Annotated in this window: 20 protein-coding genes, 1 pseudogene and 1 riboswitch; of the genes and pseudogenes, 15 read left to right on the plus strand and 6 right to left on the minus strand. The window is 73.1% G+C overall.

Annotation, left to right across the window (positions count from 1 at the left end; genetic code table 11):
* Positions 1 to 4: 4 nt before the first annotated feature.
* A riboswitch (SAM riboswitch) is annotated at positions 5 to 122 on the plus strand.
* A gap of 133 nt (positions 123 to 255) precedes the next feature.
* Complete coding sequence (locus ACQUSR_RS24950; RefSeq protein ID WP_431044845.1) at positions 256 to 1629, plus strand: aminotransferase class V-fold PLP-dependent enzyme; 1374 nt, start codon at positions 256 to 258, stop codon at positions 1627 to 1629.
* 39 nt (positions 1630 to 1668) lie between these two features.
* Here the strand turns inward: ACQUSR_RS24950 and ACQUSR_RS24955 are convergent, their stop codons facing one another.
* Positions 1669 to 1950 carry an Lrp/AsnC family transcriptional regulator gene (locus ACQUSR_RS24955; RefSeq protein WP_431044846.1) on the minus strand — a complete coding sequence of 94 codons (282 nt, stop codon included), beginning with the start codon at positions 1948 to 1950 and terminating at the stop codon, positions 1669 to 1671.
* A 42-nt stretch (positions 1951 to 1992) separates the two neighbouring features.
* On the minus strand, positions 1993 to 2709 hold the full coding sequence (locus tag ACQUSR_RS24960; protein WP_431044847.1) for a rhomboid family intramembrane serine protease: 717 nt from the start codon (positions 2707 to 2709) through the stop codon (positions 1993 to 1995).
* Positions 2710 to 2909: 200 nt separating this feature from the next.
* Between ACQUSR_RS24960 and ACQUSR_RS24965 the strand changes: the two genes are divergently transcribed.
* From ACQUSR_RS24965 to ACQUSR_RS24985, 5 genes are all read left to right on the plus strand, one after another.
* Positions 2910 to 3155 carry a hypothetical protein gene (locus tag ACQUSR_RS24965; RefSeq protein ID WP_431044848.1) on the plus strand — a complete coding sequence of 82 codons (246 nt, stop codon included), beginning with the start codon at positions 2910 to 2912 and terminating at the stop codon, positions 3153 to 3155.
* Between the two features lie 41 nt (positions 3156 to 3196).
* On the plus strand, positions 3197 to 4537 hold the full coding sequence (locus ACQUSR_RS24970) for an NYN domain-containing protein (RefSeq protein WP_431047820.1): 1341 nt from the start codon (positions 3197 to 3199) through the stop codon (positions 4535 to 4537).
* 306 nt (positions 4538 to 4843) lie between these two features.
* Entirely contained in the window at positions 4844 to 5866 is a 1023-nt protein-coding gene (locus ACQUSR_RS24975; RefSeq protein WP_431044849.1) for an NlpC/P60 family protein, read from the plus strand.
* A gap of 231 nt (positions 5867 to 6097) precedes the next feature.
* A complete protein-coding gene (locus ACQUSR_RS24980; protein ID WP_431044850.1) occupies positions 6098 to 7144 on the plus strand; it encodes an NlpC/P60 family protein in 1047 nt (348 codons plus the stop codon).
* 148 nt (positions 7145 to 7292) lie between these two features.
* Positions 7293 to 8495, plus strand: coding sequence for a hypothetical protein (locus ACQUSR_RS24985; RefSeq protein ID WP_431047822.1), 1203 nt, complete (start codon positions 7293 to 7295; stop codon positions 8493 to 8495).
* Between the two features lie 49 nt (positions 8496 to 8544).
* Here ACQUSR_RS24985 and ACQUSR_RS24990 read toward each other — a convergent pair.
* Positions 8545 to 9063: pseudogene (locus tag ACQUSR_RS24990) on the minus strand (PadR family transcriptional regulator); the annotation flags it as partial.
* A 94-nt stretch (positions 9064 to 9157) separates the two neighbouring features.
* On the opposite strand from ACQUSR_RS24990, the gene ACQUSR_RS24995 reads away from it, so the two are divergent.
* On the plus strand, positions 9158 to 10513 hold the full coding sequence (locus ACQUSR_RS24995) for an MATE family efflux transporter (protein ID WP_431044851.1): 1356 nt from the start codon (positions 9158 to 9160) through the stop codon (positions 10511 to 10513).
* Between the two features lie 155 nt (positions 10514 to 10668).
* Positions 10669 to 11814 carry a glycosyltransferase family 4 protein gene (locus ACQUSR_RS25000; protein WP_431044852.1) on the plus strand — a complete coding sequence of 382 codons (1146 nt, stop codon included), beginning with the start codon at positions 10669 to 10671 and terminating at the stop codon, positions 11812 to 11814.
* 86 nt (positions 11815 to 11900) lie between these two features.
* Here ACQUSR_RS25000 and ACQUSR_RS25005 read toward each other — a convergent pair whose 3' ends face one another.
* Positions 11901 to 13697, minus strand: a complete 1797-nt coding sequence (locus ACQUSR_RS25005) for an AMP-dependent synthetase/ligase (RefSeq protein WP_431044853.1) — start codon at positions 13695 to 13697, stop codon at positions 11901 to 11903.
* Positions 13698 to 13978: 281 nt separating this feature from the next.
* Here ACQUSR_RS25005 and ACQUSR_RS25010 point away from each other — a divergent pair, with 281 nt between their 5' ends.
* The 6 genes from ACQUSR_RS25010 to ACQUSR_RS25035 all read left to right on the plus strand — a co-directional run bounded on the left by ACQUSR_RS25010 (position 13979) and on the right by ACQUSR_RS25035 (position 19319).
* Positions 13979 to 14749: a metallophosphoesterase family protein gene (locus ACQUSR_RS25010; protein WP_431047824.1), complete on the plus strand. Its 771-nt coding sequence runs from the start codon at positions 13979 to 13981 to the stop codon at positions 14747 to 14749.
* Between the two features lie 67 nt (positions 14750 to 14816).
* Positions 14817 to 15257, plus strand: coding sequence for an SRPBCC family protein (locus tag ACQUSR_RS25015; protein WP_431044854.1), 441 nt, complete (start codon positions 14817 to 14819; stop codon positions 15255 to 15257).
* Positions 15258 to 15569: 312 nt separating this feature from the next.
* Entirely contained in the window at positions 15570 to 16868 is a 1299-nt protein-coding gene (locus ACQUSR_RS25020; protein ID WP_431044855.1) for an ArsA family ATPase, read from the plus strand.
* 86 nt (positions 16869 to 16954) lie between these two features.
* The gene (locus ACQUSR_RS25025; protein WP_431044856.1) at positions 16955 to 17440 is read left to right on the plus strand and encodes a DUF5304 domain-containing protein; all 486 of its coding nucleotides are present in this window, start codon (positions 16955 to 16957) and stop codon (positions 17438 to 17440) included.
* Positions 17441 to 17528: 88 nt separating this feature from the next.
* A complete protein-coding gene (locus tag ACQUSR_RS25030; RefSeq protein WP_431044857.1) occupies positions 17529 to 18470 on the plus strand; it encodes an ROK family glucokinase in 942 nt (313 codons plus the stop codon).
* A 90-nt stretch (positions 18471 to 18560) separates the two neighbouring features.
* Positions 18561 to 19319, plus strand: coding sequence for an endonuclease/exonuclease/phosphatase family protein (locus ACQUSR_RS25035; protein ID WP_431044858.1), 759 nt, complete (start codon positions 18561 to 18563; stop codon positions 19317 to 19319).
* 35 nt (positions 19320 to 19354) lie between these two features.
* Here ACQUSR_RS25035 and ACQUSR_RS25040 read toward each other — a convergent pair whose 3' ends face one another.
* Positions 19355 to 20047: a hypothetical protein gene (locus tag ACQUSR_RS25040; protein ID WP_431044859.1), complete on the minus strand. Its 693-nt coding sequence runs from the start codon at positions 20045 to 20047 to the stop codon at positions 19355 to 19357.
* On the minus strand, positions 20034 to 20819 hold the full coding sequence (locus tag ACQUSR_RS25045; protein ID WP_431044860.1) for an alpha/beta hydrolase: 786 nt from the start codon (positions 20817 to 20819) through the stop codon (positions 20034 to 20036). The genes ACQUSR_RS25040 and ACQUSR_RS25045 overlap by 14 nt, the downstream gene beginning before the upstream one ends.
* A 189-nt stretch (positions 20820 to 21008) precedes the next feature.
* Here ACQUSR_RS25045 and ACQUSR_RS25050 point away from each other — a divergent pair, with 189 nt between their 5' ends.
* The gene (locus ACQUSR_RS25050; protein ID WP_431044861.1) at positions 21009 to 21740 is read left to right on the plus strand and encodes a lysophospholipid acyltransferase family protein; all 732 of its coding nucleotides are present in this window, start codon (positions 21009 to 21011) and stop codon (positions 21738 to 21740) included.
* The last annotated feature ends 17 nt before the right edge of the window (positions 21741 to 21757 follow it).

Here is a 21757-nt window from a genome sequence, read left to right on the forward strand (position 1 = left end):
CGCAGGTCACGAGTGACAGCGACTTCGGCCCCGGCCCGCTGTCCGGCAACCCTCCGTCCGTGGCGGGGTGCCCCGGGTGATGACCAGGCCGCAGGCAGCGAGGTCTGCGGCAAGCGCGGACCCCTGCAGCCCCTGGGGTCCTGGTCCTCAAGGGAGCAGTCTCGTGAGCAAGCGAATGCGTTAGGGCCGATCGGCCCGTTCTCCGCACACCCACCCTTTCCCCTGGTTTCGCCTGCTCATTTCCGGGAGTCCGCCATGTCTGCCTCCACCCTTGCCACCGACCCGTCGGTTTGTTCCCCGCTGCCGGTTCTCGGCCGAGATGTCCTCGTGCCGCTCGTGACCGGCGGAGAGGTCACGTACGCCGCCCTCGACTACGCGGCGAGCGCCCCGGCGCTCCAGCGGGTCTGGGACGACGTCGCCGCTTTCGCCCCGTACTACGGCAGCGTCCACCGCGGCGCGGGCTACCTCTCGCAGCTGTCCACCGACCTGTTCGAGAGCAGCCGCGAGGACGTCGCCGCGTTTCTCGGCTGCCGCCCCGACGACCAGGTCGTCTTCACCCGGTCCACCACCGACTCGCTCAACCTGCTCGCCGCCGTTCTCCCGGCCGGCGCCCGGGTCTTCGTCTTCGAGACCGAGCACCATGCCTCGCTGCTGCCCTGGGAGCGCCGGGACGACGTCGAGGTGACCTACCTGGCCGCGCCCCGGTCGCACCGCGAGGCAATCGAGACCCTGGAGCGGGCGCTGGCTGCACGTGAACCCCACGGCCCGGCGCTGGTGTGCGTCACCGGCGCGTCGAACGTCACCGGAGAGCTGTGGCCGGTGCGGGAGCTGACCGCCGCCGCGCACGCGCACGGCGCCCGCATCGTCCTGGACGCCGCCCAACTCGCCCCGCACCACCCGGTCGACGTCGCGGAGTGGGACGTGGACTGGGTGGCCTTCTCCGGGCACAAGCTGTACGCGCCGTTCGGTTCCGGGGTGCTGGCCGGGCGCGCCGACTGGCTGCGGGACGCGGAGCCGTACCTGGCCGGGGGCGGCGCGAGCCGTACGGTGGCGCGCCGCGGCGACGGCGGGGTCGACGTGGAATGGCACACCACGGCCGCCCGGCACGAGGCCGGTTCGCCGAACGTCATCGGCGTCTACGCCATCGCCTCCGCGTGCAAGGCGCTGACCGAGGCCGGGTTCGACGCCCTGGTGGCGCGCGAGCGGCAGCTGATCGAGACGGTCCGGCGCGGGCTGGCCCAGGTGCCCGAGGTGCGCGTGCTGTCGCTGTTCGGCGACGACTCCCCCCGGGTGGGCGTCCTGTCCTTCGTCGTGGACGGCTGGAACAGCTCGCACTTCGCGGCGGCGCTCTCCGCCGAGTACGGCATCGGCGTACGCGACGGCCTGTTCTGCGCCCACCCGCTGGTACGGACCCTGCTGGGCAGCGAGCCGGAGGACCCGGGGGAGTGCGGCGCCCCTGAGGCGGCCCCCGGCGAGAAGTCGCTGAACGCGATCCGGGTCAGCTTCGGCGCGGGCACCCCGGACGAGCACGTGGAGCGGTTCGTACGGGCGGTGCGGGAACTGGTCCGCGACGGGGCGAAGTGGTCCTACCGGACCGAGGACGGCCGCTGCGTGCCGGACCGCGGCTGATGCCTGGCGGGGGTGCTCGCGGAGTACCCCCGCGAAGGGCTACGCGTCCAGGCCGATCGCGAACGCCGCTTCCAGGTCGTGGCTGGAGTACGTACGGAACGCCACATGCGTCTCCGTCGAGGCGACGCCCGGCACCTTGTTGATCCGGCCCGGGATCACGTCCGCGAGGTCGTCGTGCCGGGCCACCCGCACCATCGCGATCAGGTCGTGCACGCCCGTGACGGAGTACACCTCGCTGACCTCGTCCAGGGCGGCGATCTTCTCGGCGATCTCGGGGATCTGGTCGACATCGGTCTTGATGAGCACGATCGCGGTGATCACGGTGGGCTGTCTCCCTCTGTGGGGCGGGCTGCGCCGCTCACTCTATCCCTCCCGTCTCCCGCCACCGCCCTCAAAGGAAGGTGCTCCGCGCCCCTTGGACTCCCGCCCGAAGCGGGCCCACGCGAAGAGGAAGCCGAGCACGAACCCGACCAGGTGGGCCAGGTACGCCACACCGGGCCGGGGGCCCGCCTGCTGGATGGCGAGCCACTGCAGGGCGAACCAGAAGATGAGTACCGCCCAGGCGGGGAACCGCAGCGGCAGGAAGAGCAGGAACGGGAAGAGGCTGGTCACCCGGGCGCGCGGGAAGAGCCACAGGAAGGCGCCCAGCACCCCGGAGATGGCCCCGGAGGCGCCGACCAGGGTCTGGGTGGAGTCGGCGTGCGCGGCGGCGTAGCCGACCAGTGCCAGATAGCCGGTGGCCAGGTAGAACAGGGTGAACTGCAACCGGCCCATGCGCTCCTCGGCCATCGCGCCGAAGACGTACAGGAACAGCATGTTGCCGAGCAGGTGCAGCCAGTTCCCGTGTACGAAGAGCGCGGTGAGCGGGGTGAGGGCCTCGGCCGCCGGGCCGTTCCACAGCGCACCGGGGACCACGCCCCAGCGTTCGAAGAAGGCGGCCCGCGCCTCCAGCAGCGCGCCACCTGAGCCGTATCCGGGGTTGAGGCCGGAGGCCGGACTCACGGCGAAGACCAGGCAGCAGACACCGATGAGGGTGTACGTCACGGTGGGCCGCCCCGGGCCCGCTGACGTATCGATCATGGCCAGATCATGGCGTACCGGGCACAACGTGCACAGAGCGCCTCGCCGCCGCCCGTCGGCGGCGGCCCGGCCCCGGCGCCTCCCACCCTTCAGGCCGTAGGGTTACAGCACGCGGCATGTCGCAGCCTCCCCCGGCTGACGCTGGTGGTGCCCCCAGCCGCGCCCGCCCAGACGCGGCACCCGAGGAAGAGGACAGGACGATGGCCGTTCCCCAGCCGACCGACCGGACCCGGTGGCGTTGCACGCTGTGCGGCAACCTCACCCGCTTCGACGTCACCCGGTCGACCAGGGCCGTGGAGTACGTCCATCTGGACCTCGCGGGGGAGCCCACGGTCGAGGAGCGCGAGGTGCTCGGTGAGACCATCGAGTCGGTGCGTTGCCGCTGGTGCAACGCGGTCGACCGGATCGAGCTGGTGGACCGCCCGGGCGCGGGCGCGGGCGCCTGAGAACGGAGCGGTGACAGGTGGTGGAGCGGACGGACGGGCCCATGGCGGCCGGTGACGTCGACAGCGGCGGCACCGAGGCGCTGGACCGTCCCCTGCCGGAGGGTGTGCGGCGCCGCGTCGTGGCGCTCGTCGCGGATGCCTTCGGCGGCCTCACGGTCACCGAACTCCCACCCCAGTTGCGGCAGTACGCCCGTTTCACCCCGACCCGTCGGGCGAAGTTCGCGGGGAACGCGATGGCCGCCGCGGTGGAGACCGAGCCGCTGTTCCGGCAGCGGATCGGGGCCCGACTGCGCGAGACGCACACCGAGCTTGCCGAGGCCATCGAGGGCGGCTCGCCGCCCGCCGCCGCCGATCCGGTGGATGTGGCGGCGCTGGCCTTCGTGCTGCGCCCGGCGGGCTGGGTGAAGCTCGTCGAGGCGGCGGGCGAGGAGGCCCAGCGGGCGGACGCCGAGCGCGCCGGCGAGGAGGCCGAGCGCGAGCTGCGGCGGCTGCGGGAGGAGTTGACGCAGGCGCGCGCCGCGGCCCGTACGGAAGCGGAGCGGACCCGGGCGGAGCTGGAGGCGGCCCGCAAGGAGGCCGATGGCCTGCACCGGAAGCTGCGCAGCGCGCTCAGCGACGTCAAGCGCGGCGAGGCGGCCCTGCGCAAGGCCGAGGCGGAGCTGGAGTCGGTCCGGTCCGCGGCCGCGGCGCAGGCGGCGACGGTCGACGGGGAGGCCCGACGGCTGCGGTCCCGGCTGGCGGAGGCGGAGTCGGCGCTGGAGGCGAGCCGGCGGGCCGCGCGCGAGGGCCGCAGCGTCGAGGACATGCGGGTGCGGCTGCTGCTGGACACGGTGCTGGACGCGGCCCAGGGGCTGCGCCGGGAGCTGGCGCTGCCGCCGGCCTTCAGCCGCCCGGCGGACACCGTGGACGCGGTCGAGCCGGGCAAGATGACCCCGAAGGACATCGCGCGGCGGGCGCTGTCGGAGACCGATCCCGCGCTGCTGGACCAGCTGCTGGCGCTGCCTCAGGCGCATCTGGTGGTGGACGGCTACAACGTCACCAAGACCGGCTATCCCACGATGCCGCTGGAGAAGCAGCGGCTGCGCCTGCTGGGCGGGCTCGCGGTGCTGGCCGCCCAGACCGGCGCGGAGATGACCTGCGTCTTCGACGGGGCCGAACTGGCCGCGCCGGTGCTGCTCGCGCCCCCGCGCGGGGTGCGGGTGCTGTTCAGCAAGCCGGGCGTGACGGCGGACGAGCTCATCAGGCAGCTGGTACGGGCCGAACCACCGGGCCGACCCGTGGTCGTGGTCTCGACCGACCGGGAGGTGGCGGACGGCGTGGCGAAGGTCGGGGCGCGCCCGGTGGCATCCGCTCTGCTGCTCAGGCGACTTGCGCGCACCTGATCTCGGCACGGTTCATCGGCGTCTCGGCACGGTTCATCGGCGCGATTCAACAGCGCAGCGTCGAACTCCCGTCACCAAACGTGTGATGTTTGTAAAAGATGTGCCTCACGAGCGAGATTTTCGTCAGTGGGATTTGAAGCGATCACGATGAGCTTACTAATCTCAGGCCACGAATCTCCGCGTGGTTGATCGCCCAACCGGGGTGACAGCGGAGGTACCGCCGAGTCCGTGGAGCACGTGCGCGGAGCCGGGGTCTTGAACCCCCACCACCCGGTAGGCGGCTGGAGGAAGAAGGAGATCGCCTTCGTGGCGTCCCACCGTCGACCCAAGCAGCCGAGCCGCACTCGGGTAACCGTGCTCACCGCGACCGCCGCCGCTGCCGTGGCCCTGAGCTCCCAGGCGGCCCAAGCCGCACCCAAGCCGTCCAAGGAAGATGTCAAGGCCAAGGTCGACAAGCTCTACGAAGAGGCGGAGCAGGCCACCGAGAAGTACAACGGGGCCAAGGCCAAGCAGGACAAGCTCAAGGAGCAGGTCGACGACCTCCAGGACAAGGTCGCGCGCGGCCAGGAGGACCTGAACAAGCTGCGCGACGGCCTGGGTTCGATGGCCACCGCGCAGTACCGCTCCGGCGGCATCGACCCGTCCGTGCAGCTGCTCCTCTCCTCCGACCCGGACGAGTACCTCGACAGGGCCTCCACCCTCGACCAGCTCAGCGGCAAGCAGGCCGGCGCGCTCAAGCAGATCGGCGACAAGCAGCGCACGCTCAAGCAGCAGCGCGCCGAGGCCACCACCAAGCTCCAGGACCTCGCCGAGACCCGCAAGTCGCTCGGGGAGAAGAAGGAGGAGATCCAGGGCAAGCTCGCCAAGGCCCAGGAACTCCTGAACACCCTCACCGAGAAGGAGCGCCAGGCACTCGCGGAGAAGGAGGAGCGCGCAAACCGCTCCAACGACCGCGTGGACCTGGGCGACGACGTGCCCGAGTCGCAGCGTGCCGCCGCCGCCCTGTCCGCCGCCAAGACCAAGATCGGCTCGCCGTACGTCTGGGGCGCCACCGGCCCCAGCTCCTTCGACTGCTCCGGGCTCACCTCGTGGGCGTACGCGCAGGCCGGCGTGCAGCTGGACCGCACCTCGCAGGCGCAGGCCAACAACGGCACCCGCATCTCGCAGGACCAGCTCAAGCCGGGCGATCTGGTGCTGTTCTACGACGACCTGCACCACATCGGGCTGTACGCGGGCAACGGCCAGGTGCTGCACGCCCCGAAGCCGGGCGCCAACGTGCGCTACGAGTCCATCAACAACATGCCGTTCATGTTCGGCGTGCGCGTCTGAGGCGCGGCCGTCCGATCCGAAGAACGCGCCGGGAGACGCCCGTTAGGGCGAATCCCGGTACCGTCCGCTGACCCCGCGCCCCGCCGGTGACCTGCGTCTCCGGCGGGGCGTCGCGCTGTCCGCCCGGCACGGCCTTTTTGTACGGTGCGTGTCCGTGCGGCTACTGTCTGCGCGCAGTTCCCCGCGGCCCGGTGTACGGGCCGCGTCCCAGCGGAAGGGAGTGCGGCGTCCGTGGCGTCCCATCGCCGTCCCTCGTCGTCCGGCCTCGACCGGACGAAGCGGGTCACCGTTCTGTCCGCGGCCGCGGCATCCGCGGCCGCCGCACTGTCGGCCGTGCCGGCCGGTGCCCAGCCCGAGGACCCGCCCTCCGACGCGGTATCGGCCCGCGGCGCGGTCGACCGGCTCTACGCGCAGGCCGAGCGCGCCACCGAACTGTTCAACGCCGCGGAGGAGCGCTCCCGGAAGTTGACCGAGGAGGTCGACCTGCTCCGCGACCGGGCGGCCCGCGGCCAGGAGCGCGTCAACGCGATACGGAACGCGCTCGGCGGGCTCGCCGGGGCGCAGTACCGCTCCGGCGGCCTCGACCCGGCCATTGCGCTGGTCCTGTCCGAGAGCCCCGACGGCTATCTGGACAAGGCGTCGGCGCTGGAGCGCATCGGGCAGCGGCACGCGGAGCGGCTGCGCTCGCTGCGGACCGCGCTGCGGGGCCTGCGGCAGCAGCGTACGGAGGCGGCGGGCAAGCTCGTCGAACTCTCCGACAGCCGGAAGGCCGTGGTCCGCCACAAGAGGACCGTGCAGCGCAAGCTCGCCACCGCCCAAAGACTGCTCAACGCCCTGTCTCCCGAGGAGCGGGCGCGGTTCGCGCGCGCGTCGCGGCACGGCCGGCGCGCGGACGGCGGGCTCCTGCCGTTCCCGGACATGACGGGTTCCTCCCCGCGGGCCGCGGCCGCGCTGGCGGCGGCGCGGCAGGCGGTCGGCCTGCCGTACGCCTGGGGAGCGGCCGGGCCGGGCGCCTTCGACTGCTCCGGGCTGACCCAGTGGGCGTACGGTGCCGCGGGGGTGGCCATCCCGAGGACTTCGCAGGCGCAGCGCTACGCCGGGCGGTCCGTGCCGCTGTCCCAGGCCCAGCCCGGCGATCTGGTGGTCTACCGCTCCGACGCGAGCCACGTCGGCATGTACGCGGGCAACGGCCAGGTGATCCACGCGCCGTATCCGGGGGCGGCGGTGCGCTACGACCCGGTGGGCATGATGCCGATCTCCTCCGTGACCCGGCCGTAGCGAGGCCGTGGTCGGCCGGGGCGGGTCCCCGGATCGCGATCGGCCAGCCACGGCGGCGTATTGGCCGAACCGCACGCTCCGCCCCGTTGCCGGGACTCGTACGATCTGACGCGTGGCAGGTCAGCAGCGACGGCGGGCGATCCTCCGGATGGCCGTGGTCGGCGCGTTGGGCGCCACCGCGTTCCCCGGGTGCGGCCGCGTTCCCGTGGACGAGGACCATGGAGAGATCCAGCGGATGCTGGACCGGCGCGCCGCGGCCGTGCGGGAGCGGGACGCAGGCGCGTTCCTGGCCACCGTCGACCGGGGCGCGGTCCGCTACCGCTCCGGCCAGCGGCGGGTCTTCGAGAACCTGGCGGACGTTCCGCTGGGTTCGTGGACGTACCGGCTGGCGGGCACGGGCGGATTCACCCCGGTCGCCGGTACGGGCCGCCGGATCGCCGCCCGCGTCGAACTCCGGTACCGCCTGGTCGGATACGACACCGCGCCGGTCACCAGCGAGCAGTTCCTGACCCTTGTACGGCGCGACGGACGGTGGTACGTGGCCTCCGCCGGAGGGAAGCGCGGCCCCCAGCAGCTGTGGGACCAGGGCGACGTCGAGGTCGTACGCGGCAGACACAGCCTGGTCCTCGGGGTCGGCCAGGACCGCGCCCGGCTGCGCGAGATCGCGGCCACCGCCGACCGCGCCGTGCCCGCGGTGAGCGCCGTGTGGCGGGAGAAGTGGGCGCACCGCGTGGTGATCCAGGTGCCCGCCTCGGTGGAGCGGCTCGCCGGCCTGCTGGGCACGTCCGCAAGCGCCTACCGGGGCATCGCGGCGGTCACCACCGCCGAGCTCGTCCGGAAGGGCTCCGCGCCCGCCGACCGCGTCATCGTGAACCCGGACGCGTACGCGGTCCTCGGCGCCTTCGGCCGACAGGCCGTCATGACGCATGAGACGGCCCATGTCGCGACGCGCGCGTCCACCACGGAGTCCACCCCGCTGTGGCTGTCGGAGGGGTTCGCGGACTGGGTGGGCTACCGCGGCGCGGACCGCCGTCCGCAAGCGCTCGCGCCGGAACTGACCACCGCGGTCCTGGCGGGCCGCCCGCCACACGACCTGCCGGACACCGACGCCTTCCGCTTCGGCACCGATGGGCCCGCGCTGGCCCGCGCCTACGAGGAGGGCTGGCTGGCCTGCCGCATGATCGCCGAACGGTGGGGGGAGCGGAAGCTCGCGGAGTTCTACGGGGCGGTCGGGGCGGGCGCCGGGGGCGAGCGGCGGTCGGTGGACGCGGCGCTGAAGAAGGTGCTGGGGGTGGAGCGGGCGGAGTTCATGGCGGGCTGGCGGTCGTATGTGAAGCGGACCTTGGGCTGAGCCGGGGCTTCGTCTGCGCGGCGGCCCCTGGGCTTCGTCCCGCCCCCCGCTCCAGCTCCGCCAACGCCTCTGCCAGCCACGCCTTCTCCGCCTGGCCCGTGGCCCGCGCGATCCGCAGCATTCCCTGCCGGAAGAGGTCGCCGGCCTCCTCCGCGCGCACCGGTTGCCCGTCGCGGTAGAAGAAGCTCGCCGGGGTGTCCAGGAACGCCTTTCTGCGGCGCAGCACCGTGGCCTGCTCGGCGGGGTCCGGTAGGTGGTGGAGGAAGGCCAGCAGGGTGAAGAAGCGCTGGCCGTCGGTGATCTCGACGTCCTTGGGATCCCGGAGCCGGGCCAGCAGCCGGGCGCGGCCCGCGTCGGTCAGGGACAGGATGCGGCGGGGCGCGGCGCCCGCGCCCGGTTCGGTGCGCTGGTCCACCAGGCCGCTCTTCGCCAGTCTGCTGATCGCCGGGTACAGGGCCCCGTCGCTGACCGGGCGGACGTGTCCGCTCAGGCCCTTGATGCGCTCCTTCAGCTCGTAGCCGTGCAGCGGCTCGTCATGGAGGAAGCCGAGGATGGTCAGTTCGAGCACGCGCGCACTCCGGCGGGTTGGATTCTCGGGCCCTGCCATGATACCTCTCATCGCTGTACATCGATTCGAGGTAATGGACCTGGAGGAGACCACCGTGGCAGCAGACACCCACCGCAGGAGACTCCTCACGCTGGCCGGGCCGGTGTACTGCGAACTGCTCGCCGGGGTACTGGCCGGCATCGTCAACATGGTCTGGGTGGCCCGGCTCGGCGGCGACGCCGTCGCCGCGGTCGCCGTCGCCACCAACGTCGAGAACGTGCTCCTGGGCGTGATCCTCATGGCGGGCTCCGGCACCACCGTCCTGGTCGCCCGCGCCGCCGGGGCCCGCGACCCGGCGGCCGTGCGCTCGGCCGTCCGGGGCGGCTGGGCGCTGTGCGCGCTGCTCGCCCCGCCCGTGGCGATCGGCGGCTGGCTGCTGCGCGAACCGCTCGCCCGGCTGGTGCTCGGCGGGGCGGACGGGCCCGTACGCGACCTGGCCGTCGGCTACTTCGCCGTCTCGCTGCCCGGCATCGCGGTGTTCTTCGCGCAGAACCTGCTCGACGGCGTACTCAAGGGGGCGGGCGACACCCGCACCCCGATGCGGCTCGCGCTCCTCGCCAACGCGCTGATCCTCGTCCTCGACCCGCTGCTGATCTTCGGACTCCTCGGCCTGCCGGAACTCGGCGTCCAGGGCGCCGCCGCGGCCACCGTCGCCGGCCGGACGGCCGCGCTCGCCGCCGGATGCGTGGCGCTGCGCCGCAACCGGCTGCTCCGTCAGGCGCGCGCGGTGCCGCCCGCCGCGCGGACCGCCGCCGCGCTGCGCGCCACCGCCGCCACCGGGCTGCCGATGTCCGGCGACTTCCTGGTGCGGATGGCCGGCTCGCTGGCGCTGGTGGCGATCGTGGCGCGGCTCGGGGTCACCTCGGTCGCCGCGTACGGCGTCGCGACCAAAGCCATGTACGTCGCGACGATGGCGTTCTACGCCGTGCGCCAGGCCGCCGCGATCCACACCGCCCGCACCCTGGGCGCCGGACGGGACGAGCGGCGCGCGATCGGCCGCCAGGCGCTGCTGCTCGGGGCCGGGTTCGGGGCGGCCGCGGCCGTCACGCTGCTGGCCGTCGCGCCGTGGGTGATGCGGGCGTTCGGCGCGGAGCCGGACGTCGCCGCCGCCGGGGCGCTGTTCCTGCGCTGCGTCGGCCCGTATCTCACGCTGCTGGCCTGCTTCATCGCCCTGGGCGGGGTCTTCGAGGGCGGGGGCGGCAGCCCGCTGATGCTGCGGGTCACCGTCGTCGGGACCGCCGTCCAACTCCCGCTCGCCTACGGCCTGTCGGGGCTCGGGCTGCCCGGAGTGTGCCTGGCCATGGGGCTGAGCGCCGCCGTGCAGTGCCTCGCCGTCCTGGCGCTGCACCGGCGCCTGGACCGCCGTCGGCCGCGCGCCGAGGTCCCGGAGCCGGCGGCCCGCCTGTCCTGACCGCGCCGACGCGGGCGGCCCGGTACCGGGGGAGGGCGTCCCGGCCGCCGACGCATGCGGCCCAGGCGGCCCCGGGGGCCCTGCGCAAAGCTCCCCCCGGCTGACGCTGGGAGGTACCCCCAGGGGGAGGCCCGTACCCGGTACTGTCGGCCGCGATGCACAAGACCCTTATCGTCACCAACGACTTCCCGCCCCGCCCCGGCGGTATCCAGTCCTTCCTGCACAACATCGCGCTGCGGCTGGACCCGGAGCGGATCGTCGTCTACGCCTCCACCTGGAAGCGGGGCCAGGAGGGCGCCGAGGCCACCGCGCGCTTCGACGCCGAACAGCCGTACCCGGTGGTGCGGGACCGCGCCACGATGCTGCTGCCCACCCCGCGCGTCACCCGGCGCGCCACCGCGCTGCTCCGCGAACACGGCTGCACCTCGGTGTGGTTCGGCGCCGCGGCCCCGCTCGGTCTGATGGCCCCCGCGCTGCGGAAGGCCGGCGCCACCCGGCTGGTGGCCACCACCCACGGACACGAGGCGGGCTGGGCCCAGCTTCCCGCCTCCCGGCAACTGCTGGGCAGGATCGGCGAGGGCACCGACGCCCTCACCTATCTGGGGGAGTACACCCGCTCCCGGATCGCGGACGCGCTCACCGAGCACGCCGCCGCCCGGATGGTCCAGCTCACCCCCGGGGTGGACGAGAAGGTCTTCCACCCCGGCTCGGGCGGCGAAGAGGTCCGGGCCCGTCTGGGGCTCGCCGACCGCCCCGTCGTGGTGTGCGTCTCCCGGCTCGTGCCACGTAAGGGACAGGACACCCTGATCCACGCCATGCCGCGCATCCTGGAGCGGATCCCGGACACGGCGCTGCTGATCGTCGGGGGCGGGCCGTACGCCAGGGACCTGAAGCGGCTCGCGGAGACCACGGGCGTGGCGGACTCGGTGTACTTCACCGGTGCCGTCCCCTGGGAGGAGCTGCCCGCCCACTACGGGGCGGGCGACGTCTTCGCCATGCCGTGCCGGACCCGTCGCCGCGGGCTGGACGTCGAGGGCCTGGGCATCGTCTATCTGGAGGCCTCGGCCACCGGGCTGCCGGTGGTCGCCGGGGACTCCGGCGGCGCGCCGGACGCGGTACTCGACGGGGAGACCGGCTGGGTGGTGCGCGGCGGCTCGGCCAGGGACTGCGCCGACCGGATCGTGGAGCTGCTCCGGGACCCCGAACTGCGGCGGACCATGGGCCTGCGGGGGCGCGCCTGGGTCGAGGAGCGCTGGCGCTGGGACCATCTGGCGGAGCGTCTGGAGCACATGCTCAAGTAGCCCATGTTCGAGTAGCGCATGCTCAAGTAGCCCATAGGTAAGGGGCGTGCACCCTTGGTGCACGCCCCTTACCCGTGTGCGGAGCCTCAGCCCTGGTAGATGGCCTCGATCTCGCTCGCGAAGTCCTTCGCCACCACGTTCCGCTTGAGCTTCAGCGACGGCGTCACATGCCCCGAGTCCTCCGTGAACTGCGTCGGCAGGATCCGGAACTTGCGCACTGACTCGGCCCGCGACACCGCCGAGTTGCCGTCGTCCACCGCCTCCTGGATCGCCGCCAGCAGCTCCGGGTCCTCCCGCAGCTCCGCGGCCGTGGTGCCGGCCGGCTTGCCGTGCTCGGCCAGCCAGCGGGGCAGGAACTCCTCGTCGATGGTGACCAGCGCGCCGACGAACGGGCGGCCGTCGCCCACCACCATGCACTCCGCCACCAGCGCGTGCGCCCGGATCCGGTCCTCGATCACCGCCGGGGCGACGTTCTTGCCGCCCGAGGTGATGATGATCTCCTTCTTGCGGCCGGTGATGGTGAGGAAGCCGTCCTCGTCCAGAGTGCCGACGTCGCCGGTGTGGAACCAGCCGTCGGACATCGCCTCCGCCGTCGCCTGCGGGTTGTTCCAGTACTCGGTGAACAGGTGGTCGCCGTGCAGCAGCACCTCGCCGTCGTCGGCGATCCGCACCACCGTGCCCGGCATCGGCTGCCCGACCGTCCCGATCTTCTGCCGGTCCAGCGCGTTGAAGGTGGTCGGCGCGCACGACTCCGTCAGGCCGTAGCCCTCGAGCACCGTGAAGCCGATGCCCCGGTAGAAGTGGCCGAGTCGGGCGCCCAGCGGCCCGCCGCCGGAGATGGCGTGGGTGGCCCGGCCGCCCAGCACCGCGCGCAGCTTGCTGTAGACCAGCCGGTCGAAGACCTTGTGCTTGATCCGGAGCCCCAGCGACGGGCCGGACGGGGTGTCGAGGGCCTGGCTGTAGGCGATCGCAACGTCGGCGGCCTTGTCGAAGATCTTGCCCTTGCCGTCGGCCTGGGCCTTCGCCCGCGCGGAGTTGTAGACCTTCTCGAAGACCCGCGGCACACCGAGGATCAGCGTCGGCCGGAACGAGGCGAGCTCGTCGGTGAGCGTCTTGATGTCCCCGACGTGCCCCAGCTTGATCGGCGCCAGCACCGCGCAGATCTCCACCAGCCGGCCGAAGACGTGCGCCTCCGGCAGGAACAGCAGGATCGACGACTCGCCGGTGACGAAGATCGGCTTGAGCCGGGCGACCGCGTTGCCGCACACGGCGAAGAAGCTGCGGTGGGAGAGGACACAGCCCTTGGGGCGGCCGGTGGTGCCCGAGGTGTAGACGATGGTGGCCGGCGAGTCGGCGTTCGCCGCGGAGCTGCGCTCGTCCACCAGCTCGTCGGAGACCCCCCTGCCCGCGGCGGTGAGCTGCTCGACCGCGTCGGTCTCGATCCGCCACACGTGCTTCAGCGCGGGCAGGGCGTCCCGCACGGACTCCACCGCCTCCTCGTGGGCGGCGCTCTCCACGACGCAGGCGACCGCCCCGGAGTCGCTGAGGATCCACTGGATCTGCTCGGGCGAGCTCGTCTCGTAGACCGGAACCGTGACCGCGCCCGCGCTCCAGATCGCGAAGTCCAGCAGTGTCCACTCGTAGCTGGTACGGGACATCAGGCCGACCCGGTCGCCAGGCTGCACACCGGAAGCGATCAGCCCCTTGGCCGCGGCCCGCACCTCGGCGAGGAACTGCGTCGCGGTGACGTCCTGCCACTGACCCGCGACCTTGCGGCCGACGACGGCGACGTCAGGATGCTGGGCGGCGTTGCGGCGGATGAGGTCCGTCAGATTGCCGTCGGCCGGTACCTCATAAAGGGCCGGAAGGCTGAACTCGCGCAAGACTGGCTGCTCCTTGTCGGGCGCCGGCGCCACGACACTGTGGTTGCTCGCGTCGGCTGCGGTCCATGATCAGGCAAAGGGGGGTGGTGGACTGCCCGGACGTTACCCATCGGTATGGCTTCCGGGATAGGGGTTCCCGCCCAGATGTTTTATGCGTCACACACCGCGACACTGCTGCGCGCAGACTAGTCGACGGGCCCGGTGACGCGGAAGTAACCGCAGGTAGACGACCTTCCGATGGCCTACGCCGCCGCCGTAAGGTGATCGGCATGCGAGTCCACGTGGTCAGTGACGTACATGGCAACAGCCAGGCTCTCGGCGCCGCGGGCGACGGCGCCGACGCGTTGATCTGCCTCGGTGACCTCGTCCTTTTCCTCGACTACGCGGACCACTCGCGCGGCATCTTCCCGGAGCTGTTCGGCGTGGAGAACGCCGACCTCATCGTGGAACTGCGCACCGCCCGCCGCTTCGAGGAGGCGCGGGAGCTGGCCGGGCGGCTGTGGGCGGGGCTGGAGGCGCGCGGCTTCACGGAAGGCAAGGAGGCCGCCATCGAAGCCGCCGTGCGCAAGCAGTACGCCGAACTGTTCGCCGCCTTCTCCGCTCCTACGTACGCCACCTACGGCAACGTCGACATCCCCCGCCTCTGGCCCGAGTACGCCGGACCAGGCACCACCGTCCTGGACGGCGAGCGCGTCGAGATCGGCGGCCGCGTCTTCGGCTTCGTCGGCGGCGGACTGCGCAGCCCCATGCGCACGCCCTACGAGATCGACGACGAGACGTACGCCGCGAAGATCGCCGCCGTCGGCGAGGTCGACGTGCTGTGCACCCACATCCCGCCGGACGTCCCCGAGCTCTGCTACGACACCGTCGCCCGGCGCTTCGAACGCGGCAGCTCGGCGATCCTCGACGCCATCCACGCCGTCCGCCCCGCGTACCACCTCTTCGGCCACGTCCACCAGCCGCTCGCCCGCAGGATGCGGATCGGCGCCACCGAGTGCGTCAACGTCGGACACTTCGCGTCCACCGGAACCCCCTGGGCCCTGGAGTGGTGAGTCGCGCACGATAGCCTTCACCGGTAGGGCGCACTAGGCGGCGGACCGGTACGGAGGAGCCACGGCGATGGCCGAACACACCAGCTCAAGCATCACGATCGAGGCGGCACCGGTCGACGTGATGGCGGTGATCGCCGACTTCGACCGCTACCCGGAGTGGTCCGGTGAGGTCAAGGAGGCCGACGTCCTGACCAAGGACGAGCAGGGCCGGCCCGACCATGTCCGGATGGTGCTCGACGCGGGCGCCATCAAGGACGACTACACCCTCGCCTACACCTGGACCGGCGCGGACCGCGTCGACTGGTCGCTGGTCAAGTCGACGATGCTGCGCACCCTCGACGGGTCCTACCGGCTCAGGGCGCTCGGCGGCGACCGCACCGAGGTGACCTACCAGCTCACCGTCGACGTCAAGATCCCGATGCTCGGCATGATCAAGCGCAAGGCCGAGAAGGTCATCATCGACCGCGCGCTGGCGGGGTTGAAGAAGCGCGTCGAGAGCGGCGCCTGACGCTTGCGGCCGTGGCCGCCCTTTGCCGCCCGGGGTGAGCCCGGACCCGGGCGCCACGGGTCGTCCGCCGGACCGTGGCGCCCCTCGTGGCGGGCCCGCACAACGGTGGTGTTGTTCCCCAGCCTCACTCCTTCCCGGCGCTGCCACACCCGACCTCCTGGGGGTCTGGGGGCGGAGCCCCCCACGCGGCGGAGCCGCATATCGGACACAGCCGGGAAGGGGCGGGGTAGGGGACCAGCCCGCCGCAGGCGCACCATCCGCCAGGCCTCCAGCCCGGCACCCGCCCCGCCCGTAACCCCCAGGAGGAACCCCATGCGTATGGTCCTGGTCACCGGACTCGGCGGCGCGGGTCGCACCACCGTCGCGGCCGCGACCGCACTCGCCGCCGCGCGCGAGGGGCGGCACGTCCTGCTGCTGACTTCCGACCGGGGCGCCGTCCCGGACGCGCTGCTCGGTGCGGCCGGCACCGAATCGGTCGGCACCGAGCCGATCAACACCCAGCCGTTCGGCACCGCCCCGGCCGCGGACGGGCTGCCCTGGACCGCGCCGACCGAGGTCGCGCCGGGCCTGTGGGCCGCCCGGATCGCCGCCGGCGAGCATGTCCGGGCGGAGCTGACCGCCCTACAGGACCGCGGCCGCGGCCTGCTGGACATGCTCGGCGCCACACCCCTGGAGGGCGAGGAGCTGACCGAGCTGCCCGGCACCGAGGCGTTCGCGCTGCTGCGCGCGCTGCACCGGGTGCGCGGAACCCTCCCCCCGGTGGCCGGGGCCGCCGGATGGGACCTGGTCGTCGTCGACATGCCGCCGGTGCCGGAGACCCTCGCCGTCCTCGCCCTGCCCGAGCGGCTCCGCCGCTACCTGCGGCGGCTGCTGCCCGCCGAGCGGCAGGCGGCACGCGCCCTGCGGCCGATGCTCGCCCAGCTCGCCGGGGTCCCGGCGCCCACCGAGAAGCTGTACGAGCTCGCCGAAGGCTGGGAGCGCGAACTCGCCGCCGTCCAGGCCGTGATCGACGCGCGCGGCACGACCCTGCGGCTGGTGGCCGAACCCGGCCCGCTGGCCGTCCGCACCCTGCGCGGCCTGCGCCCCGGGCTCGCGCTGCACGGCTGCCGCGTCGAGGCCGTCATCGCCAACCGGCTGCTCCCCACCGCCTCCACCGACCCCTGGCTGGCCGCCCTCTCCGGACGCCAGCAGGAGGCGCTGAAGGAACTCGCCGGGGAGTGGGCCCCCTACGCCCCGATCCATGAACTGCCGCATCTGGGCGCCGACCCGCGGGGCGTCGAGGAGCTGGCCGCGCTCGCCGGACCGTGCGCCCCCGTGGGATCCCCCGACCAGCGGCCGGACAGCCCCGCCCCCGACCCCTGGCAGGTGGACGACCGGCTCGCCGACGACGGCGAACTGGTCTGGCGGCTCCCGCTGCCCGCGGCCGACCGCGAGACCCTCGGGCTGGTACGCCGCGGCGACGAACTCATCGTCACCGCGGGGCCCTTCCACCGGGTGCTGCCCCTGCCGTCCGCGCTGCGCCGCTGCACGGTCTCCGGCGCGGGACTGCGGGACGGCGAACTGAGTGTGCGGTTCACCCCCGACCCCGCGCTGTGGCCGCAACGCCCCTGACCCGCGCCCCTGGCAACCGCTCCGCCCCGTTCCGGTAACGTCGAAGACGAGCCGAGTCGACACCAGCCCCGCCGCAGGAGCCCGTCATGAGCGATGCCACCGAGCGCCCCCACGCCGACGCCCCTCAGGAGGCGGAGCCGGACGCGGGGAACGACCGCATCGCGCACGACGATTCCGCGTACGGCGTCCGGTGCGACGACGACGCGTGGCAGCAGGCCTGCGCGGAGGACCTGGCGGCGGAGCGAGCCCGCCGCCGCGCCCGCGCCGCCGGGGAGCAGCCCGGCAGCGCCGCCGAGGAACTGCGCAAGCTCGCCGAGGCGGTCGCCGAGAAGGTGTCCGCCCTGCAGGCCCCGATCGCCGGGACGGCGGTCCACGGTGCCGTACAACAGTTGATCGCACAGGCGAAGGCGGCCGTAGAGCCCGTCATCGAGCGCAACCCCGAGGTCTTCGACCACCTCGCCTCGGCCGGAAACGAGCTTCTCGCGGCCTACCGAGCCGCCGTCGCCGGACAGGAGCAGCGGTGGACGAAGGGCTCGGACCGTTCGAGTAGTGAACACATCGACCTCGACTGAGCCTCCGTTCTCGCCTTGGAGGGCAGGGGAGGGCCCCCTCTCCGGTACGGTTGTGCCCGGCGGGGTTCGACCTATTAACGAGGGACACATGGGACTCACCATCGGCGTCGACATCGGCGGCACGAAGATCGCGGCTGGCGTGGTCGACGAAGAGGGCGCGATCCTCGACACCAGCACCGTGCCGACCCCGCCGACTCCCGAGGGCGTCATCGACGCCATCGCGGACGCGGTGCGCACCGTCAGCGCCGGGCACGACGTCGAGGCCGTGGGCATCGGCGCGGCCGGGTACGTGGACGACAAGCGCGCCACGGTGCTGTTCGCCCCCAACATCAACTGGCGCCACGAGGCGCTCAAGGACAAGGTCGAGCAGCGGGTCGGGATGCCCGTCGTCGTCGAGAACGACGCCAACGCCGCCGCCTGGGGCGAGTACCGCTTCGGCGCCGGCCACGGCCACGACGACGTCGTCTGCATCACGCTCGGCACGGGTCTCGGTGGCGGCATCATCATCGGCGGCCGGCTGCACCGCGGCCGTTTCGGCGTCGCGGCCGAGTTCGGACACCTGCGGGTCGTGCCGGACGGTCTGCTGTGCGGCTGCGGCAGCCAGGGCTGCTGGGAGCAGTACGCCTCGGGCCGCGCGCTCGTCCGCTACGCCCGGCAGCGCGCCGCCGCCGCACCCGAGAACGCCGCGCTCCTGCTCGGCCTCGGCGACGGCACCCCCGAGGGCATCCAGGGCAAGCACATCAGCGACGCCGCCCGCCAGGGCGACCCCGTCGCCATCGACTCCTTCCGCGAGCTGGCGCGCTGGGCCGGCGCCGGCCTGGCCGACCTGGCCTCCCTCTTCGACCCCTCGGCGTTCATCGTCGGCGGTGGCGTCTCCGACGAGGGCGACCTGGTCCTGGACCCGATCCGCAAGTCCTTCCGGCGCTGGCTGGTGGGCAGCCAGTGGCGGCCGCACGCCCAGGTGCTCGCCGCCCAGCTCGGCGGCAAGGCCGGACTCGTCGGCGCCGCGGACCTGGCCCGCCAGGGCTGACGAAAGCCCGCGGGGGCCGAGCACGATGTGAGATCGTCGGGTGAACCGAGCCCAGCGCACCGCATCGAGCTGAGAGGGGCAGCGACGAAGATGCCCGCGGATCTGCCGGAGTCCCGTACCGAACCGGACGGCGCGGCGGTCGTCCGCGTCCTCAGCTACAACATCCGCTCGATGCGCGACGACACGGCGGCGCTGGCCCGGGTGATCCGGGCCTGCGCCCCGGACGTGCTGTGCGTGCAGGAGGCGCCGCGCTTCTTCCGCTGGCGCAAGGCCGCCGCCCGGCTCGCCCGGGCCACCGGTCTCACGTACACCACCGGAGGCGCCACCACCGCGGGCCCGATGATCCTCACCTCGCTCCGCGCCCACGTGGAGCGTACGGAGGAGGTCCTGCTGCCCCGTACGCCCGGCCTGCACCAGCGCGGCCTGGCCGTCGCCGAACTGCGCTTCGACCCCGGTGTCCGGCTGGGGGTGGTCAGCTGCCACCTCAGCCTGTCCGCCGCCGAGCGCCACGACCAGGCGGGGCTGGTCCTCGACAAGCTGGCCGAGCTGGCGGTACCGCACGCGGTCGTCGCCGGGGACCTCAACGACCGGCCCGAGGGCCGAGCCTTCCGCAGGCTCGCCGGGCGGCTCCAGGACGGCTGGGCGGCCAAGCCGTGGGGCGGCGAGCTCACCAACTCGACCCGCGAGCCCCGCCACCGCATCGACGCGGTCTTCGCGACCGACGGGGTGGAGGTCCTGGGCTGCGGGGTGCCGACCGGGCTGCCCGGCGTCAACGCGGCGGACCTGAGGGCGGCCACGGACCACCTGCCGGTCCTGGCCGCCCTCAGGATCCCCCGCGTCGCCCCGTGATCACCGCCTGACCGTTCAGATCACCGCTTGCCCGCTCAGACGACGGCGCCGCGCCCCGGGTCGTCGTCCTCGTCCTCGTCGCCGTCCCGCATCCGCACCACCAGCGTCGCGAAGCCGCCGAGGAAGCCGCCCACCCCCAGGGTGCTGAGCCACCAGGTCATCTCCCACCGGAAGACGACCGCGAGCAGGAGCAGCAGTGGGCCGCCGAGCACCGCCAGCCAGGCGAAGCGCGCGGTGGTGTCGGCGTGCGGCAGCGGAGGCGGCTCGGGCGGTACGAAATGGCCTTCGTCCGTCTCGTCGAAGTCGTCCTCGGACGCCTCGGCGGGCTGCCAGTCACGCGGGCCGACCCCGGGCGCGTACACGATGAAACCGCCGGGCCGCCCGCCACCGCCGCCCGCGCCGGAGGTGCCGGACGGACCGCCGGCGTCCGCGCCGCCCGCTGCCCCGGACTTCTCGGGCTCCCCAGGCTTCTCCGATGGCTCGGGAGTGTCGTCGCCGTCCGGGCCTTCGGGCCGGGAGGACCCGCCGCGGGCCCCGGACCGGGATGAGCCACCGGGCTCGGCGGTGCCGGCGGTGTCGTCCGGCAGTTCCCGCTGGACCCGCTCGGCGTCCGGCCACGGAGGCACTCCCGGCGGATCCGCGGGCTCCTCGCCGTACGCCGCCACGATCTCGGCGAACGCGGCGTCGTCGTCGCGCGCGTCGGCCTCGTTCGCGTCACGCTCCGCCACTGGCCGCCATCCCTTCCACCCCGGCGCCGGGCGCGAGCCGGTCGATGAACGCGGAGGTCTCAGAGAAGATCAGCTCGGCGTCGTGGTCCAGCGTCGCCACGTGGTAACTGCGTTCCAGCAGCCGCTCGGTCACATCCCGCGAGGAGACCCGGGCCAGGATCCGGGCCGAGTCCACCGGCGGTACGACATGGTCCTGCGGGCTGTGCATCACCAGCAGCGGCTGGGTGACCTGCGGCAGCTCGGCGTCGACCAGGCGGAAGAACCGGCGCAGCGAGTGGGCGGCGTGCAGCGGCACCCGGTCGTATCCGCTCTCCACGGCGTCCGGCTTGGCGATGTCGCTGGCGATGCCCTTGGTGGAGGGCACCAGATGGCGCAGCACGGGCAGCGCCACGGCCGCCCGCTCGTGCATCTTGTTGCCCGGGTTGACGAGCGCGACGCCGCTGATGGCCGCGCCGTGCCGGGCGGCCAGCCGCAGCGCGAGGGTGCCGCCCATGGACAGTCCGCAGACGAAGACCGTCCGGCAGCGCTCGGTGAGCAGGCTCAGCTCGCGGTCCACCTCGGCGTACCAGTCCTGCCACCCGGTGACCGCCAGGTCCTGCCACCGGGTGCCGTGCCCCGGCAGCAGCGGCAGGGACACGGTGTGGCCGCGCTCCGCGAGGTGATCGGCCCAGGGCCGTACCGACTGGGGGGAGCCGGTGAAGCCGTGACAGACGAGGACGCCGATGTCTCCGCCGTCGTGGCGGAACGGCTCGGCTCCGGGCAGGAGCGGCACCACGGATCTCCGTTCGATGAGAAGTGAGAAGTGTCGGTGAGAGATGTCGATGACGGGTCGGTACGAGGTGTCGGTGAGGGGCGGGGCCGGGCGGAGCCCGGGGGAGCCCCGGTGGTGGAAGCGTACGCGGCGCGCCGCACGGCGGGTAGGCAGGTTAAGGTCTCCTCGTCAGACACAGGAGGTCCTCGGTTGTTCTACCGCGCAATGAAGCTGTCCGTCGGAGGGTCGCTGAAGCTCGCCTTCCGCCCGTGGGTGGAGGGGCTCGAGAACATCCCGGCCGAGGGGCCCGCCATCCTGGCGAGCAACCACCTCTCCTTCTCGGACTCCTTCTTCCTTCCCGCGGTGCTCGACCGCAAGGTGACCTTCATCGCGAAGGCCGAATACTTCACCACCCCCGGAGTCAAGGGGAAGCTGACGGCGGCGTTCTTCAAGGGGGTCGGCCAGCTTCCGGTGGACCGCTCGGGCGCGCGCGGCGCGGGCGAGGCCGCCATCAAGAGCGGCATCGAGGTGCTGGAGCGCGGTGAGCTGTTCGGGATCTACCCGGAGGGCACGCGCTCCCCGGACGGACGGCTGTACCGGGGCAAGCCCGGCGGCCTCGCGCGCGTGGCGCTGGCCACCGGTGCGCCGGTCATCCCCGTCGCGATGATCGACACCGAGAAGATCCAGCCGCCCGGCAAGGTCATGCCCAAGCTCATGCGGCCGGGCATCCGGATCGGCAAGCCGCTGGACTTCAGCCGCTACCACGGCATGGACAACGACCGGTTCATCCTGCGTTCGGTGACCGACGAGGTCATGTACGAGATCATGAAGCTGTCCGGCCAGGAGTACGTCGACATCTACGCCACCGCCGCCAAGCGGCAGCTCGCGGAGCAGGCGAAGGCGGAGGCCGAGGCGGCGAAGGCCGCGGGCAAGAAGCACTGACAACGGCCCGGCGGGGA

Source organism: Streptomyces sp. P1-3 (assembly GCF_050613155.1).
GTDB lineage: Bacteria > Actinomycetota > Actinomycetes > Streptomycetales > Streptomycetaceae > Streptomyces.